At 45.6% G+C, this 16,336-nt stretch carries 15 protein-coding genes; all 15 read right to left on the reverse strand.

Features of this window, described 5'->3' with window-relative positions; all coding sequences use genetic code 11:
- Window positions 1-6 precede the first annotated feature (6 nt).
- A complete protein-coding gene (gene fliG, locus ELS82_RS09020; protein ID WP_134835197.1) occupies window positions 7-1,062 on the reverse strand; it encodes a flagellar motor switch protein FliG in 1,056 nt (351 codons plus the stop codon).
- Window positions 1,055-2,803: a flagellar basal-body MS-ring/collar protein FliF gene (gene fliF / locus ELS82_RS09025; RefSeq protein WP_134835198.1), complete on the reverse strand. Its 1,749-nt coding sequence runs from the start codon at window positions 2,801-2,803 to the stop codon at window positions 1,055-1,057. Before fliF ends, fliG begins: the two co-directional genes overlap by 8 nt.
- Window positions 2,804-2,818: 15 nt before the next feature.
- The gene (gene fliE, locus ELS82_RS09030; protein ID WP_004418601.1) at window positions 2,819-3,130 is read right to left on the reverse strand and encodes a flagellar hook-basal body complex protein FliE; all 312 of its coding nucleotides are present in this window, start codon (window positions 3,128-3,130) and stop codon (window positions 2,819-2,821) included.
- 98 nt (window positions 3,131-3,228) lie between these two features.
- Window positions 3,229-4,629: a sigma-54-dependent transcriptional regulator gene (locus tag ELS82_RS09035; RefSeq protein ID WP_134835199.1), complete on the reverse strand. Its 1,401-nt coding sequence runs from the start codon at window positions 4,627-4,629 to the stop codon at window positions 3,229-3,231.
- A gap of 2 nt (window positions 4,630-4,631) precedes the next feature.
- Window positions 4,632-5,690, reverse strand: a complete 1,059-nt coding sequence (locus tag ELS82_RS09040) for a sensor histidine kinase (protein ID WP_134835200.1) — start codon at window positions 5,688-5,690, stop codon at window positions 4,632-4,634.
- Between the two features lie 122 nt (window positions 5,691-5,812).
- Complete coding sequence (locus ELS82_RS09045; RefSeq protein WP_053440477.1) at window positions 5,813-7,279, reverse strand: sigma-54 dependent transcriptional regulator; 1,467 nt, start codon at window positions 7,277-7,279, stop codon at window positions 5,813-5,815.
- 276 nt (window positions 7,280-7,555) lie between these two features.
- Entirely contained in the window at window positions 7,556-7,966 is a 411-nt protein-coding gene (gene fliS / locus ELS82_RS09050) for a flagellar export chaperone FliS (protein WP_053440478.1), read from the reverse strand.
- A 15-nt stretch (window positions 7,967-7,981) separates the two neighbouring features.
- Window positions 7,982-8,305, reverse strand: coding sequence for a flagellar protein FliT (gene fliT / locus ELS82_RS09055; RefSeq protein WP_134835201.1), 324 nt, complete (start codon window positions 8,303-8,305; stop codon window positions 7,982-7,984).
- Window positions 8,292-10,313, reverse strand: coding sequence for a flagellar filament capping protein FliD (gene fliD, locus ELS82_RS09060; protein WP_134835202.1), 2,022 nt, complete (start codon window positions 10,311-10,313; stop codon window positions 8,292-8,294). Before fliD ends, fliT begins: the two co-directional genes overlap by 14 nt.
- A 19-nt stretch (window positions 10,314-10,332) precedes the next feature.
- On the reverse strand, window positions 10,333-10,761 hold the full coding sequence (gene flaG, locus ELS82_RS09065) for a flagellar protein FlaG (RefSeq protein ID WP_134835203.1): 429 nt from the start codon (window positions 10,759-10,761) through the stop codon (window positions 10,333-10,335).
- Window positions 10,762-10,832: 71 nt separating this feature from the next.
- On the reverse strand, window positions 10,833-11,966 hold the full coding sequence (locus ELS82_RS09070; RefSeq protein WP_134835204.1) for a flagellin: 1,134 nt from the start codon (window positions 11,964-11,966) through the stop codon (window positions 10,833-10,835).
- A 228-nt stretch (window positions 11,967-12,194) separates the two neighbouring features.
- Window positions 12,195-13,328 carry a flagellin gene (locus tag ELS82_RS09075; RefSeq protein WP_004413242.1) on the reverse strand — a complete coding sequence of 378 codons (1,134 nt, stop codon included), beginning with the start codon at window positions 13,326-13,328 and terminating at the stop codon, window positions 12,195-12,197.
- A 235-nt stretch (window positions 13,329-13,563) separates the two neighbouring features.
- Window positions 13,564-14,697, reverse strand: coding sequence for a flagellin (locus tag ELS82_RS09080; protein WP_134835205.1), 1,134 nt, complete (start codon window positions 14,695-14,697; stop codon window positions 13,564-13,566).
- A gap of 124 nt (window positions 14,698-14,821) precedes the next feature.
- Window positions 14,822-15,724, reverse strand: a complete 903-nt coding sequence (locus ELS82_RS09085) for a Dyp-type peroxidase (RefSeq protein WP_134835206.1) — start codon at window positions 15,722-15,724, stop codon at window positions 14,822-14,824.
- A gap of 82 nt (window positions 15,725-15,806) precedes the next feature.
- On the reverse strand, window positions 15,807-16,265 hold the full coding sequence (locus tag ELS82_RS09090; protein WP_134835207.1) for a DUF2919 domain-containing protein: 459 nt from the start codon (window positions 16,263-16,265) through the stop codon (window positions 15,807-15,809).
- Between the last annotated feature and the right edge of the window lie 71 nt (window positions 16,266-16,336).

Genomic DNA, 16,336 nt, shown 5'->3' on the forward strand with positions numbered 1-16,336 from the left:
TTGCAGTTATAAGAATTCGTCAGCGCCGCCGCCTAGCATTAACTCGCCGGAGTCAGCCATACGTCGTGCAATTGCCAGAACTTCTTTCTGCGCCGCTTCCACATCAGATACTTTAATTGGAGGCATTGCTTCCAGATCGTCGCGCATCATCTCAGCAGCACGTTTAGACATGTTCTTGAAGATCTTCTCACGTAGAGAGTCATCCGCACCTTTAAGTGCACGTTGTAGTGCATCTTGAGGAACGTCACGCAGCAATTTCTGAATACCTTGGTCGTCGACCTCGATAAGGTTCTCGAACACGAACATAAGATCTTGGATTTGCGTCGCCATATCTTCGTCTTGGTCGCGGATTTGCTCCATCAGCACGCCCTCGACGTTGTTGTCCATGTAGTTCATGATCTCTGCCGCTGCCTTCAGGCCGCCAATCTTGGCTGCTTGTGCACCTGCTTGACCAGCGAACTGTTTCTCCATGATTTCATTCAGCTCTGCCAGTGCAGATGGCTGAACTTCTTCAAGGTTAGCGATTCGCATCATCAAGTCTAAGCGGTCACGCTCAGCAAACTGAGACAGGATTTCCGCAGATTGATCCGGCTCCAAATAGGAAAGAACAATAGTCTGAATCTGAGGGTGTTCGTTGATAATGATGCTCGCCACCTGACGAGGGTCCATCCACTTCAACGAGTCTAGGCCTTTAGAACCTGTACCCAGTAGAATTTGGTCAACAAGGTTGTTGGCTTTATCTTCACCCAGAGCGGCAACCAGAGCGTTACGCATAAAGTCTTCGCTGCCCATACCAATGTTGGTGTATTTCTGAATGTCTTCCAAGAAAGCACGGTGAACTGCACCGACTTTGTCTTGGCTTAAATCAGCAGCACGCGCCATGGCGCTACCAACTCGTTGAACTTGTTTTGGTTCTAGATGGCGAATAATGCCCGCTGCGTCTTCCTCATTAAGACTGAGTAGAAGGATCGCCGCGCGCTCTTCGCCCGGAATACTTGCTATATCCACGGTGTTTTCTGCTTCCTCACCGCCCCCTTCCTGTGGAACTATTTCGTTAGGCATCCTGCATCCAATTCTTAACTACTTGCGCCGCTAGCTCTGGTTCGTTCGCTACAAGAGCTCGTACCGCTTTCAGCACATCTTCATCTTTATGTAAGTTAGGTAAGTCGATACTTGATCCAAACTCAAATAACTCACCGCCATCCAAATCGCCACCAATTAAGCTGGTTTCACCATCCGCCCCAATTGGTAGGCCATCTGGGCCGTATAGTTGGTCATCATCTTCGTCAGAAGCAGGGTTGAGTAGTTTCTTCATTGCTGGTCGAACTAGAACTAGCACGACAACAATAATGACTAACGCACTCGCAAACCAACGGATCCAATCATTGAAGTTTGGATGCTCCCAAATAGGCACATCAGCCATCACTTCCGTTTCAGGAACCGCAAACTGCATACTTAGAACGTTGAGTAAATCGCCACGCGCTTCACTAAAGCCAACCGTACCAATCAATAGCTGCTTAATTGAGTTTAGCTCAGCATCTGAAAGTGGCTGGTAAGTCGTTTCACCGGTATCAGGGTTTACACTGGCGCGATTCTTAACCGCAACGGCCACTGTCTGGCGGTTAACTACGCCAGTTTGACGGCGCTCATGACTGATGGTGGTATCTAGCTCGAAGTTACGCGTTGCTTCTTTGTGTACAGAACCTTGACCAAGGAGCGAGCCATCCTTCATTTGCGCGACATCTTGTGGGATTGACGCATCGGCTGGAGGTTGGTTACTTAGCGCACCCGGTACACCGGCAACCACACTGCCGTTGTTGTAATCTTCAAGGGTGTATTCACTTCGTGTCGAAGGAGTATTCGGGTCAAAACTCTTACGAGTCTGCTCAACCGCACTAAAGTCCAGTTGGATATCCACCTGTGCGGTGTAGTTACCAAAGCCCAGAATTGGGATCAGGACTGAGTCAATTTTTTCACGCAGCGCTTGTTCTTGCTTGCGCTCAAGTTCATGTTCTTTACGACGAGCTGAAGAAGCCGCATCTTGCGTACCTGAGCTTAATAGACGACCATGCTGATCAGTGACGGTAATACGGTTAGGTTTCATTCCCGGAACCGCACTCGACACCATGTCGACCACTGAATCGACTTCTTCTTGCTTTAAGTTGGTGCCTGTTTTTAGCGTCAAGAAAACCGAAGCAGAAGCCTCTTGGTTATGACGAACAAACACACTTTGTTTCGGTAGCGCCAGAAGAACGCGTGCTTTACGCACTTGCTTCATTTCTTCGATGGCTTTAGATAGCTGACGCTCGCGGCTCAGTTTAAGACGCTCTTGCTCTAAGCGCTGAGAAACGCCAAAGCCCATGTCTTGCAGCAGAATGTCATCACCAGCCTGCTTTTCGTTGTTCAGGCCAGCACGAACCATATCGAGCTTGAGGGTGTTGAAATCACTCGCCGGCACCAAAATGGTATTGCCTTCGAGTTTGTAATCCAATTTTTGCTGATCTAAGTAATCAAGGACAGGGATAAGCTCTTCTGTTTCGTACACGCCAAGTGGGCGCATTTCAGGCTCTTTCACCCAGAAGAACAACATGACAATTAGGGCAACACAGATCGAAATAGAAAGGACGAGTACGACTTGGCGTAATAGATCGAGATCTCCGACAGCCATGTCGAACTTTGAACTGCTTTTTTCATCCAGATCTGGATTTTGTATATCTGTATCCAAATCAGTAGTCGATAGCATAGTGCTATCCGGGCCACTATCAGAAACTGTCAGATCCGTTGATTGATTTTGTTCTGCCACAGACTTTACCTAAACTTAAACTGGCATGTTCATCAATTCTTTGTACGACTCGACTAGCTTATTACGTACTTGAATTGTTGCTTCAAAAGCGACGCTAGATTTGTTTCTAGCGATCATCACGTCGGAAAGAGAGACGTCAGCATCGCCACGATCAAAACGCATTTGCATATTGCTTGATGCTTTAGAAAGGCTGTTGACGTTATTGATTGCGTTATTGAGTAACTGACCAAAATCAGCACCAACCGTTTGACCTGTTGCAGCCGGTTTAGTCCCACCCGCTTCAAACATCATGGCTTGCATTTCGCTTTGAAATCCGTCAATTCTCATCAAAACCTCAGTAGTCAACTCTTTGACTTAAATAAGTGCTAGATTAATGACGCTGCAATCCTCATGCCACGTCATTAAGAGTGTGGAAAAATAACACGTTAGTTAGGAATATCAATCCCAGCATCGCGCATTTTTGCTAACTTGTAGCGCAAAGTTCGTGGACTAATGCCTAATTTTTCAGCCATTTCCTTTCTACGCCCACTACACTCTTCAAGTGTTTCAAGAATGATGGCGTATTCTTGGTCACGTAACTCACCACCTAGCCCAGCGCCAGAGGTTAGATTTTTGCCCATCTCTGCAACGGGCTTAACGTCAGGCACAATCACATCGCCATTTTCGACTGCGACTTGTAAGCTTGACGCATCTTGCCAATCTAGGCCTTCGAGTAAAATGTGTTCTGAGCCAATGTTGCCATTTTCACTCAGGATCAACGCGCGTTGTACGACGTTATCCAATTCACGCACATTGCCTGGCCATGGGTAAGCGAGCAGTTTTGCAATCGCTTGTTCTGATACGTTTGGAACTGGCATACCCAGTTTTTGACAGTTTCGCTCAACCAAGTGCTTAGCCAGTGGCGCGATATCGCCTTGACGTTCACACAGCGCAGGCCATGCAATTGGGAATACATTCAGGCGGTAGTACAAGTCTTCGCGGAAGTTGCCTTCTTGGACGTATTGCTTGAGGTCGCGGTTACTGGTCGCCAGCACACGAACATCAAGCTTAATGCTTTTACGGCTGCCCAAACGCTCCACTTCACGCTCTTGTAACACACGCAGTAATTTAGCTTGAAGGCTGAGATCCATTTCACTGATTTCATCCAGCAAAATAGTACCGCCTTGCGCCTGCTCGAATTTGCCCGGACACGCTTGAACCGCACCAGTAAACGCCCCTTTTTCATAACCGAATAGGGTCGCTTCGAGCATATTGTCAGGAATTGCCGCACAGTTAATCGCGACAAATGGGCCATCTTTGCGATTAGAGGCATTATGGATGTAACGAGACATCACCTCTTTACCTGAACCACTTGGCCCAAGCACCATCACGCTGGCATCGGTTTTAGCTACCTTATCTGCCAGAGCAAGAAGCTTAATACTTTTCTCATCTGCTACCACCGCGTCGCCATTGTCGTCTGACTTAACTGGGGCGTAGCGGCTGACCATGTTCAATAACACTTCTGGAGCAAACGGCTTAGCCATATAATCAATGGCACCATCTTTCATCGCAGACACAGCGTCTTCGATATTGGCATAGGCTGTCATTAGCAGCACAGGAAGGTTTGGCCAATGCTGTTTGATGTTTCTTAGCAACGCAAGACCGCCCATTCCAGCCATCTGCACGTCAGAAACCACAATATCAACGTTATTTGATTTCAGTTTGACCAAGGCATCTTCCGCGCTGTCCGCTTCAAGCCATTCATAACCAGCTAGAGCGAGAGTATCAACCAATGCCTCGCGTAGACCTTCATCATCTTCTACGATTAATACCTTACTTTGAGCCATCATCATTCTCCAGTCATAGCTTCTTGGTCAGTATGAGGGGCGCGTTCCAGTGGAATACACATGGTAAAGCATGCGCCATCACCCTCTTCTGAAATAAGTTCCAATCTTCCGTCATGCGCTCGGCAGACCATTTGCACCACAGCCAAGCCAAGTCCAGTTCCTTGAGAGCGTGTCGTGAAGAAAGGTTCCATAATCTTGTTTTGCAGCTCTTTCGGCACACCTGGACCACTGTCTTGAACCGAAATTTTGAGCTCACCATTTACTGGTCTAAAGAACACATCGACTTGTGATTCTTTGCCAGCAATTTGGATTGCATTCATTACTAAATTGCTTAACGCTGAAGCGATTGCATTGGCGTTACCGAGTAGCATTGTCTGCTCTTCTTCAACTTCTAAAAAGTAGTCGATGTTATTGTTCTTGAGACCGGTTTCTACCATCGGTGAATACTCAGCCACCAAGTCAGAGATCGTGAACGGCTTAACGACTTTGTTATCACCACCTTTGGCGAACAACAGCATGTCGTTCACTTGCTTCTCCAAATCATGCAGACGATCCATCAGCTTGCTTTGGAAGCGATCTTTGGTCGCCGGCGGTAGATTAGGCGCCGCTAAATTCGATGCATACAACATGGCGCTCGACAGAGGCGTTCGAACCTGGTGCGCGAGCGATGCTACCATTCTTCCTAATGAAGAAAGGCGCTGTAAGTCACTGATGCGTGACTGCAGCAAACGCGTTTCCGTCAAATCAGTAATCAATATCAACTGACCCGTGGTTGACGCTGAAATGGCTAAACGGACTTTACGGCCATTTCTCAATGATATTTCGTGACCATCATCTTCACGAGGCGCAAAGGCTTGTTGAATCACTTCAAACCACTTTTCGCCCACTAACGGGATTTCCAATAAGCGCTGTGCTTCTGGGTTTGCCTCTTGAACCACGCCTTGCGTATCAAGCAGAATGACACCAGCGGGCATAACATCGAGCACTTGCTGATAACGTTCGACTTGTTGTTCTAAAGTACCTAGCGGCATTGGGTTATCAGCCTGTGATGTTGAATGCATGACGTTTTTCTACCTTAAAAACTACAATAGCCTGACATGCAATAAGCACGCCAGGCTATTTTGTAATATCTTCAACAACTTAGCATTAAGTCGGAAATTTGACAGTCAAGATTTGATTCAGTTTAGCGCTGTAAGTTGTACTTTCTCATTTTCTCAACCAAGGTAGTACGACGCATCCCTAGCATGTCTGCTGCTCTTGCAACCACACCACCTTGCGCTTCCAATGCTTGATTGATCATATTCACTTCCAGCTCAGCCAGCATCTCTTTCAAGTTAACGCCTTCTGGCGGTAAGCTTTGTGGAGCATTGTCGTGGTCTTGGAACAAATCCGTCGATTCAAGGCTGAAGTCTTCAGAAAATATATCTTGTAGCGCATCACGTTCCTGCTCTTCAACCGACTCAACATTGTTGTACTCTGGCTGAAACTCAGGGATATCACTGTATCGGTACTTGGTTGGTAGATGATTTACATCGACCAAACTGTTTGGATACAGAATGATCATGCGTTCTACCAAGTTCGCCAACTCGCGTACGTTACCTGGCCAATCATGCTCGGTTAACGAGTTAATTGAACGAGGCGTAAAGCAGATTGGCTGTGCACCTTCCGCTTCCATTCGAGTCATTAGCTCTTGCAGCAGTAACGGAATATCTTCGATACGATCACGTAGCGCAGGCATCTCGATTGGGAACACATTCAGACGGTAGTACAAGTCTTCACGGAATGATTCATCATCGATCATGCTTTCTAGATTACGGTGAGTCGCCGCAATGACACGAACATTAACACGTATTGTGGTATTGCCTCCGACGCGTTCAAAGCATCGCTCTTGAAGGACACGCAGCAGCTTAACTTGCATCGGCATTGGCATATCGCCAATTTCATCAAGAAACAGTGTGCCGCCTTCAGCCAGCTCAAATCGACCTTTACGGGCAGTAATCGCGCCAGTGAACGCACCTTTTTCGTGACCGAACAGTTCACTTTCCAACAAGTCTGGTGGAATAGCACCACAGTTGATAGGAACAAATGGTCCATTGCGACGGGCTGAATGGTAGTGGATATTACGAGCAACAACTTCTTTACCCGTGCCAGACTCACCCAAAATTAATACGTTCGCTTCGGTACCTGAAACCTGTTCAATTAGGTGGCGCACCTCTTTAATGCCCATACTTTGGCCAACCAAACTACGGAACAAGGTGTTTTTACGAGAAGAAGAAGGAACGTTTACCCCTTTGCGACCCAGAAAGTCTTTACAGTGACGCAGCGCTTCACTGAGCTGAGGGTAATTTAACGGGTACTCCAGCTCACCGACATAGTTTGTCAGTTCTTCGACTGGATAAGAATGCTTTCCGGCAATAAGAAGCGGAATATGATTAGCTTGGGATAACTTTTCACTCAGCTTGGTCGGCAGCCTATCGCTGCTCAGAGAACCCAAAATACAGCCAGCCCACACTTGTGACCAATCGAGATCATCAAGTTGATCAGAGCTGATCGCCTCACATTGTTCCCCAACAAATTCTAAAATATTACTAAGATTGATACGCGCTTGAGCATCGTCCTCAATCACAAGTAGCTTTGCTAAACCCTGCATAGGTGAGATTATTTGCCTTTTCTTTTTAAAACGGTGTGGCTGGATAAAGTTGCTAACGTTACGAATAACTATAGTTCAGTTAAACCGCTAGACAATATATAAATTTCAGCAACAAAAAAAGCCACTAGGCTATATGTGGCTTTCTATTCTATTTTAAAAAAAAATAAAGGCAACCAAGCAATTAACTGGTGTGATGTTAAGCCAAAATCAGCTTTTCGTTAGTTTTACGAAAAAGCTTACATTTGGCGTAAACAATCAAAACGCTTGTTGATGGTTTTATAAACCTACATCATTCGCCGTCAGGTTGTGATATTCGTTTGGAATTTGATCCCAAGCTGACTTAATTTCGCGAATAATGTCGATAACATCGTCAATTGGTTGCGGATTGTTTTGGTGATTCGCTTCAGTAATCTGAGTAATCATAAACTCATATAACTGGTCTAGATTTTGAGCAATATCACCACCATCATCCATTGAAAGACAGCTACGTAGACTAATAATAATGTCTAACGCTTTACCAAGGCGCTCACCCTTCATCGGGATATTACCAGCTTGCATCGCTGCTTTACCCTGAATTAATCGCTCAATAGCACCTGCCATCAGCATTTGGACGATCTTATGTGGGGAGGCTGCACTTAGTTGGCTATCAACTGATACCTTCTTGTAAGCCTGTAATGAACCACGCATGATAACCCTCTTAATCTATAAAAACTTTTGATACTGCTGAACAGAACGCTTGCCGTGACGATATTTTTTTAACGCCATAGCTAGTTCGTCGGTCTTGCTCTGCATCAATTCTACAACAGTTTGAGTGGTCTTCACCGCCTCTTGCCACTGTTGTTCGTGCTTGAGTTCTGGACGAGCTTGTATCGCTTCCAGTAACTTATGCAAAATCTGTTCCCTTGTATCGACTAGCTGAACGATTTCTTCAGCATTGATTTCCACAACTGCAAGAGTTTCATGAATTTTGTGATCCAGATCTCTCAAAAGGGCAATATTTGCAGCAAAGTCACTATCCAAGGGCATTCATCATACCCGCTAATTGAGACTGCATTTTACTCGTTGCGTCTTGCATCGCCGAAAACTTGGCGTGTGTACGCTTCTCTAAATTTTCCATACGGCGATCCAGTGCCGCTTGATCATCCTGCATACGATAATTGCGCTCAACTAAGCTGCGTTCACGACTTCGAATCGAACCTGTGACACCCGTTAGCCCTTGAATCGCATCTTCTACTTTTTTGGCAAAGCCCTGATTACCGCCAAAAAAGTCTTCGAGTTTATTAAAGTTGTTGTTGAGTTGGCGATCTAACATCTCGTAGTTGATCTCAAGGTTACCCTGACGAGTGGTAGTAATACCAAATTCGGTCAAGGTTTTAAGATCTTCAGGTGCTGGTTCAACCCGAGAAGAGAATACCGCCTTTAGCCTTGAGTCAGCACTCCGCACTATGCTATCCCCTGATAAGGGACCTGCCATACCGGTTGTTGGGTCAACGCCACCCAACTCCTTAGAGACTTGATAAAACTGATTGTAGGCTGCGACGAATTGTTCAATATCGTCTCGCACACCTTGTCGATCGTATTCAATATCGATTTCTGACGCAGGCTTGCCTCGCTCAGTACGTCCTTTTAAGGTTAAGTCTACGCCATCGATCGCATCTTCAATAATGTTGTTATCACTGGATAGCTGAGCGACACCATCGAGCATCACTTTTGCGTCTTGCGCAGACTGAACTTCTGTCATACCTCGGTAGGTATCAAAGGATTGCTGCGCGGCATTTAAATCAGCTTGAGCTTTATCAATGCGATCTAGATATTCTCGCTCATCTTTTGGTAGGTTTGCTCGTTCTAGCTCTTTCGCCTGTTCAGGCGTTAACTCACCGGATGCAACACGTAGCTTCAAGGAAGCTCTTTGATCCACAAAACCTTGTTCAATACGTGCTTTTTCAAAATCCAGTTTGGCTTGTGCCTCTTTAGGTGTGACATAGGAATCGGTAAGTGTACCTGAAGCACTGTTTGACCAGCCTGGAACATCACCCATTTTTTCTTTGGCTTTTGCGTCAAGCTGAGGTTCTGGTTCCCAGTATGAATCTAATAAGGTACCGGACGCTGTCGGCGACCAGCCAGGAATACGATCTTCAGGTTTTAGGTATTTATTCGCTTCAATGCCTGCTTGAGCGGCTGCCGAGGTGGCACCACTGGACATTTCATTGCCCGGAGTTGCCTCTTTCGCCGCATTGGGATCGGCACTTATTGCCGCTTGTTTAGAGGCATCGGCAATTTCTTGGTCTACAATTTTTGCCGCATCGATGTTTCTTTGCGCAATTTTGTCGGCAATCAGTTGTTCAGCGGCATTGAGCGGTGAAAGCAAATCTTGAGCTGCGGCACGCGCACGCTCTAAATCTTTTACTCGTTGTTCTAGTGTTTTGTATTCGAGCTGTTTAAGGGCATCACCTGGCTGAGCGTCAACCGTCATCGAAATGTCGTTATCTTGACCAGATTTATTCGCGGCGACGATTAAACGAGGCCCTGCCGTATCATTAATTACAGCGGCTCGAACACCGGGGTTGGATTTACTGCCATTGATACCGCGGACGATATCAATCAAGTTGGAATTTTGTTGCACGTCAATGGAGAACTTTTTGTCCCCCAATGAAACCTGCAGCTTACCCGGGCCAAATTTCGCATCTTCAGGAAGTACATCAGATGCAATTTTGTGGCTTTGGGCAAGCTGCAACACATCAATCGCATAGCGACCAGCGATAGCTTCAGTGGTTGCGGTTGCGGATACAACAGCTTCATCAGTCGATTCCACTGTTCTTGCGGCGAAAGCTTTCTCCTGACGAAAGCTCGCCATCAAGTTTTTCATCGTATCCAGCGACTCTCTGAGTCGACCATAGGCACTGATACTAGAATCAATCTTGGTCTGCTCATTGTTGATACGTTGCTGCTTAGGTACGCGCTCCGCATCTACAATTTTGCTGACCATAGAATTGATATCCATGCCAGAATTCATGCCTATTGGGCCAAAACTCATTCACTCACCTCAAGTATGATTACACCGCCTGGTTGAAAAGCCCTGATGAATAACGGGCCGTCTGCTCTCTCAGTCGACGTAAGATCTCCAACATTTCCTCATCCGGAATCTGACGAATAATATCACCAGTATCCGCTTCATATATCGTTACAACATCTCTACCGGATTCTTCATCCACACGAAATGATAAGCCTTTATTGATGGAGGAAATAAAATTATTCATCTCTTCCACAATTCGCTCTCGTTCTGCTCGATTCAGCTTTTCCCGCTCTTTTGAAGCTTCGATTGCCTTTTCAACATTCTGAGTCGCTTTTTCACTTATCTCCGCGGTAGAAACTTGCTCCTTTTTCGAGGAAACTTGCTGTACACCATCATACTTGGAGGCAATTTTAGTGCCACTTTCTGAGCCATAAGGCTGGACGTTCGATGTGTAGGATGGTATTTCCATAACGATCTCCCTTCCACCTTAGCAGGTCACAACATAATGTTGTGCCAATAAGCTCCTATCGAACCCATCGGTTAACCAAGTAAGCTAAGAGCTGCCGACGGAGACTGCTTCGCCTGAGCCAGAATAGAGGTACTCGCTTGTTGAAGGATCTGAGATTTCGTCATCGCAGTGGTTTCCTTCGCATAGTCTGTATCAACAATTCGACTACGAGATGCATTCACATTCTCGTTGATGTTGTCTAAGTTGCTGATCGCGTGACCAAAACGGTTTTGGAATGCACCCAGTTCAGCACGTTGGCTATCTACAGTTTTCAATGCGCCGTCGATCACAGATACCGCTAGCTGAGAGCCTGCAACTGTCGTTACATCTACATCAGCAACAGTACGATCTTCTGCAGCACCAAAACCAATTTCACCACCTAGTCCACCACCAATAGTGACGTCTGTAGCAACTTTATTAGATGCTGCAAATAGCTGTAGTTTACCCTCTTCACCAACAGATGCTTTCACATCTTCACTTTGACCATTAATGTACGTTGCAAGCTGCTCGACATCGTCGCCAACTTTAGCATTTATGGTGATGTTTTTAGCTTCACCATGTACATCAGTATAGCCCAGTGTAAGGTCGGTCGCTCCTGCCGCAACAGCCCAATCAGCGTCTTTAGCAGCAGTTGCAATATATGCTTTACCACCCATATCCATAGTATCAGAACGCATGTTGCCGATGCCTAGCTGTACAGCTTCACCAGAACTTGCTCCAATTTGGAAAGACTTGTCGCCAAATGTGCCGTTTAGCAGTTTATTACCACCAAAAGAGGTAGTTTCTGCGATACGGTTTAGCTCGTCGTTAAGCGCCGTTACTTCTTCTTGAATCGCGATACGCTCGCCACGAGAGTTAGAGCCGTTTGAAGATTGAAGTGCCAAATCACGCATACGTTGAAGTATGTTGGTGGTCTCATTCATCGCACCTTCAGCGGTTTGAGCAATTGAGATACCATCATTGGCATTTTTTACAGCCATGTCTAAGCCACGGCTTTGTGAGTTTAAGCGGTTGGAAATTTGCAAACCAGCAGCGTCATCTCGTGCACTGTTGATTTTATAACCTGAAGATAAGCGCTCCATCGATTTCTGCATCCCGTCAGCGGCACCATTTAGGTAACGCTGTGCGGTCATTGCAGACACGTTCGTGTTTACATTAATTGCCATATTTGATCTCCTTCGGCATTAGGGCGATGTGCCGCAGTGTCTCTCACCTCACTTTGGCACATCTCATTTCTCTCAATCCTTTAACGGCGAACTAAAAAATACCTTTAGGAAAAAAATAATTTTTTTTTGCTTTTTTATCGGCGAGCATATGAAATGTGATGGAGATCATCTATTTGCGAGAGGCAAAAAAAATCCAGCCGAAGCTGGATTTTTATAATTTGGGCTTGATTAGCCTAGTAGGCTTAGTGCCGAGTTTGGCGCCTGCTTCGCTTGAGCAAGGATAGAGCTTGAAGCTTGAGAAAGAATTTGCGACTTAGTTAGTGCAGTTGTTTCTTTCGCGAAGTCAGTGTCTTTGATACGGCTCTTAGATGCATTAACGTTTTCGTTGATGTTATCTAAGTTGTTGATAGCGTGGTTGAAACGGTTCTGGAATGCACCCAGTTCAGCACGGTGGCTATCTACGTTTTTCAGTGCAGCATCGATGATACCAACAGATTCTTGCGCGCCACCAACCGATGTTACGTCAATTGTATCAACCGTTACGTTTGTTGCTGCGCCCATTGAAAGCTCACCAGCAAGACCACCAGAGAATGATACTGCGCCGTCTACTTTATCCGCACCAGCGAATACTTGTAGTTGACCATCTTCGTTTACTGACGCTTTAACCATGTCAGTTTGACCGTTGATGTATGTCGCTAGTTCTTCAATATCGTCGCCTTCTTTAGCGTTGATAGTGATAGTTTGAGCAACACCGTCAGTGTCAGTTAGGTTAACTGTTAGGTCATTTGCACCTGCAGCAACCGTCCAGCTTGAATCTTTAGCAGTCGCCGCTTGGAAGCTTTGGCCACCCATCTTAGAGTCATCAGAGCGCATGTTGTTTAGTGAAAGCATTACTGCTTCACCGTTGTCTGCACCGATCTGCATTGATTTAGTGCCGAACGTACCGTTAAGTAGCTTGTTACCACCGAAAGATGTTGTTTCAGCGATACGGTTTAGTTCGTCATTAAGTGCTGTTACTTCTTCTTGGATAGCAACACGCTCAGATTTAGAGTTTGAACCGTTAGCAGACTGTAGCGATAGGTCACGCATACGTTGCAGGATGTTTGTTGTCTCATTCATCGCACCTTCAGCAGTCTGCGCGATAGAGATACCGTCGTTCGCGTTACGTACAGCCACGTCTAGACCACGGCTTTGTACGTTTAAGCGGTTAGAGATTTGAAGACCCGCTGCATCGTCTTTAGCGCTGTTGATCTTAGAACCAGATGACAAACGCTCCATTGAAGTTTGTTGAGCATTGTTCGCGCTATTTAGGTAACGCTGTGCTGTCATTGCTGATACGTTGGTGTTTACATTCACTGCCATGGTGATTTCTCCGTTTGATTTTCCGATGTTTCCGGTTTCCGACGTCTCGGAAAACCAAAGTAGTTCTCTCAAAAGTTACATTTATTAACGGCGCTATTTCCAAAACCTTGAGGTTTTTTTTAAGTTTTTTTCGAAAAAAGTTCTATTGGTGAGAAAAGCGTGATTAAACGTTAATAAAGCCATTTTTTTGCTAAAGCTTTCGCTTCGGTTGTCGATAATGCTCTCTTGCCTTAAATTAACCGAGCAGCGTTATCGCTAAATTTGGTTGTTGCTTAGCCTGGGCCAAGATAGATGTACTCACTTGCTGCAATATTTGCTGCTTAACCATTTGGGTGGTTTCTTTCGCGTAGTCGGTATCTTTAATCCGGCTGTTAGACGCTGACAAGTTTTCGTTCACATTGCTCAAATTATTGATGGCGTGATTAAAGCGATTTTGCATTGCGCCGAGTTCAGCTCGGTGGCTATCGACATAATTGAGTGCTGTATCGAGGACTGAAACAGCCCTTTGCGCGCCCCCGACTTCAGAAATATCAATATTATCAACCGCTTCATAACCAGCTAGGTTCATATTGAGCTCATTCGCTAAGCCACCAGAAAACGAAATCGTTCCCGCCGTTTCCTTACCTGCCATAAAGATTTGCAGTTGCCCTTCTTCATTCACAGAAGCAGAGACTTTGTCAGTTTGACCATTGATATAGGTCGCCAGTTCTTCAATATCGTCGCCAGATTTCGCGCTTATATTGACGGTTTCTTGCTGACCTTGAGCATTGGTGTATTGCATGGTGAGATCTTGGCTACCCTGAGATACCTGCCATGAACTGTCCGCTTTACCTGCGGCAATATAGCTAAATCCGCCCATATCCAAACTGTCAGAACGCATGTTTTTCAGTGACACTTGTACCGCTTCACCTGAACTTGCACCAATCTGAAAAGAAGACGATGAAAATGAACCATTGAGCAATTTTCGACCACCAAAAGAGGTGGTTTCTGCGATTCTATTCAATTCATCATTTAAAGCGCCCATTTCTTCTTGTAACGCATCTCGCTCAGCACGACTATTTGAGCCATTAGCGGATTGCAACGACAGATCTCGCATACGCTGAAGTAAGTTGGTCGTTTCATTCATCGCCCCTTCTGCGGTTTGCATGATTGAAATACCATCGTTGGCATTACGCATTGCGACATCTAGCCCGCGCATTTGAGATTCAAGGCGATTGGATATTTGCAAACCAGCAGCATCATCTTTAGCACTATTAATACGATTGCCCGACGCCAGCCTTTCTAACGACTGGTTGAGCAAGTCCGCCGCATTCGTCAGGTGACGCTGCGCCGTCATTGCAGAGACATTGGTATTAACAGTGATGGCCATGATTAAGCGATATCCTTCTTTCAGTTACTCTTTGTATCGGCCAAATGGATTATTCTTTAAGGGAATTTGCATAAAAAAACCGAAGCACTTGGCTTCGGTTTTTATTTTAAAATTCAGTGTTGTACTACTTAACGTTTAAGCTCTGTAGCATCTGTGCCGAAGGAGCAAAGAAGTAAGCCCCTGTCACAGCGGTCGTAAAGCGCAGCAGTTGGTCAGTTTTGCCATCTGTTACACCGTACATACTTTCTAGCATCGCTTTGAAGTTATGCAGTGTATTACAGTAAGCGATGAACAGCAGACCATGCTCACCTGACACACTACCGTATGGCAAGCTATGGCGAACAATCTTAAGGCCCTTGCCTTCTTCTTTAATATCAACACGTCCAACGTGTGACGCTGCAGGTACATCGTCTAGTTCAATAGAGTCAGGCTTAGTACGGCCAATTACTTTCTCTTGCGCTGATACATTCAAACGATTCCATGATGGCAGATTGTGAATAAAGCGCTGCACCATGACGTAGCTACCACCAGCAAACTCGCCTTGTGGAACAATCGCGACTTCTTCACGTTGAGCATCTTTCGGGTTCTCTGTACCGTCAACGAAATCGGTCATATCACGAGAATCTAGGTAGCGGTAACCGTAAGTTTCATCAACCACTGAAACATTTTCTGCCACCTGAGCAAAGAACTTGCGCAGCAAGTAGAAGTGCAAATCATGACGATTAGAGTGGCAGTGAATCAAAACATCGACATCTGAGCTAGGTGCAACTGTTTCACCTTCACCTAATTGTGGGAAGTCAATCAACTCACTAGGAACAGCTACATCAAACTTGCTCCAAAAGGCTTTAGTAAATGCAATTGACAGTGTCAGCTCTGCACCAGGCTGTTGAGCATTAAGTTCTTCAACCAGTGCAGGTAGTGCTTGCAGCTGAGCTAACACGCCTTGAGCATCTTGGTTTACTTTCAACAAAGTGTATTGTGCAAATGGTCCTGCTTCAGGAAGAATTGCGCTTTGAGGGTATGACATTATGAGTTCCTCACTTAATTTTTTTGCTCAGTGTATTTCGATTTGATTTCAAAGTATTGATAGCGATCATCGCTTGCTTCGATCAGTGCATTGGAGGGTTATGAAAACTGTCTCTGACACTGCGGCTTCTCGCGACATAAATAATTAACCATAGCAGCAGTAGCATCACCGCTCCATTCGTCCAACTGAATGCGCCGTGTACCAAATAAACATGATACATGGTCTGGGATAACTGCAGGGTAGCTGTCACGAGTGTAATACTGCGTCCCCAAGCAACAATTCTGTTCACCCAGTGGCGCTCTGGACTGCGGAGGTTAACAAGCCACATCAAAGCTATGCTAGGAACCCCCATCGCAAGGCCTAAATAGAGCATGGTATGGTCTGGATAGACAATCGAAAGAATCTTACTGCCACTCTCTCGGCTTGCTCCTGCAACTACAAAAACTATCCAAGCTTTAGCTAAGAATAACCAGCTAAACCAAAGCAGCTTCGGGGCTTTCAAAAAGCCATGCTTATCATATTGTTCTATTGCGTAACGCACTGATCGGTAACTACTGATTTGAAATTAACTATTACTCTATACCAATTGGCACAATTTTCTATCAGTAAATT

The sequence above is a fragment of the Vibrio ouci genome (assembly GCF_004551525.1).
Lineage (GTDB): Bacteria > Pseudomonadota > Gammaproteobacteria > Enterobacterales > Vibrionaceae > Vibrio > Vibrio ouci.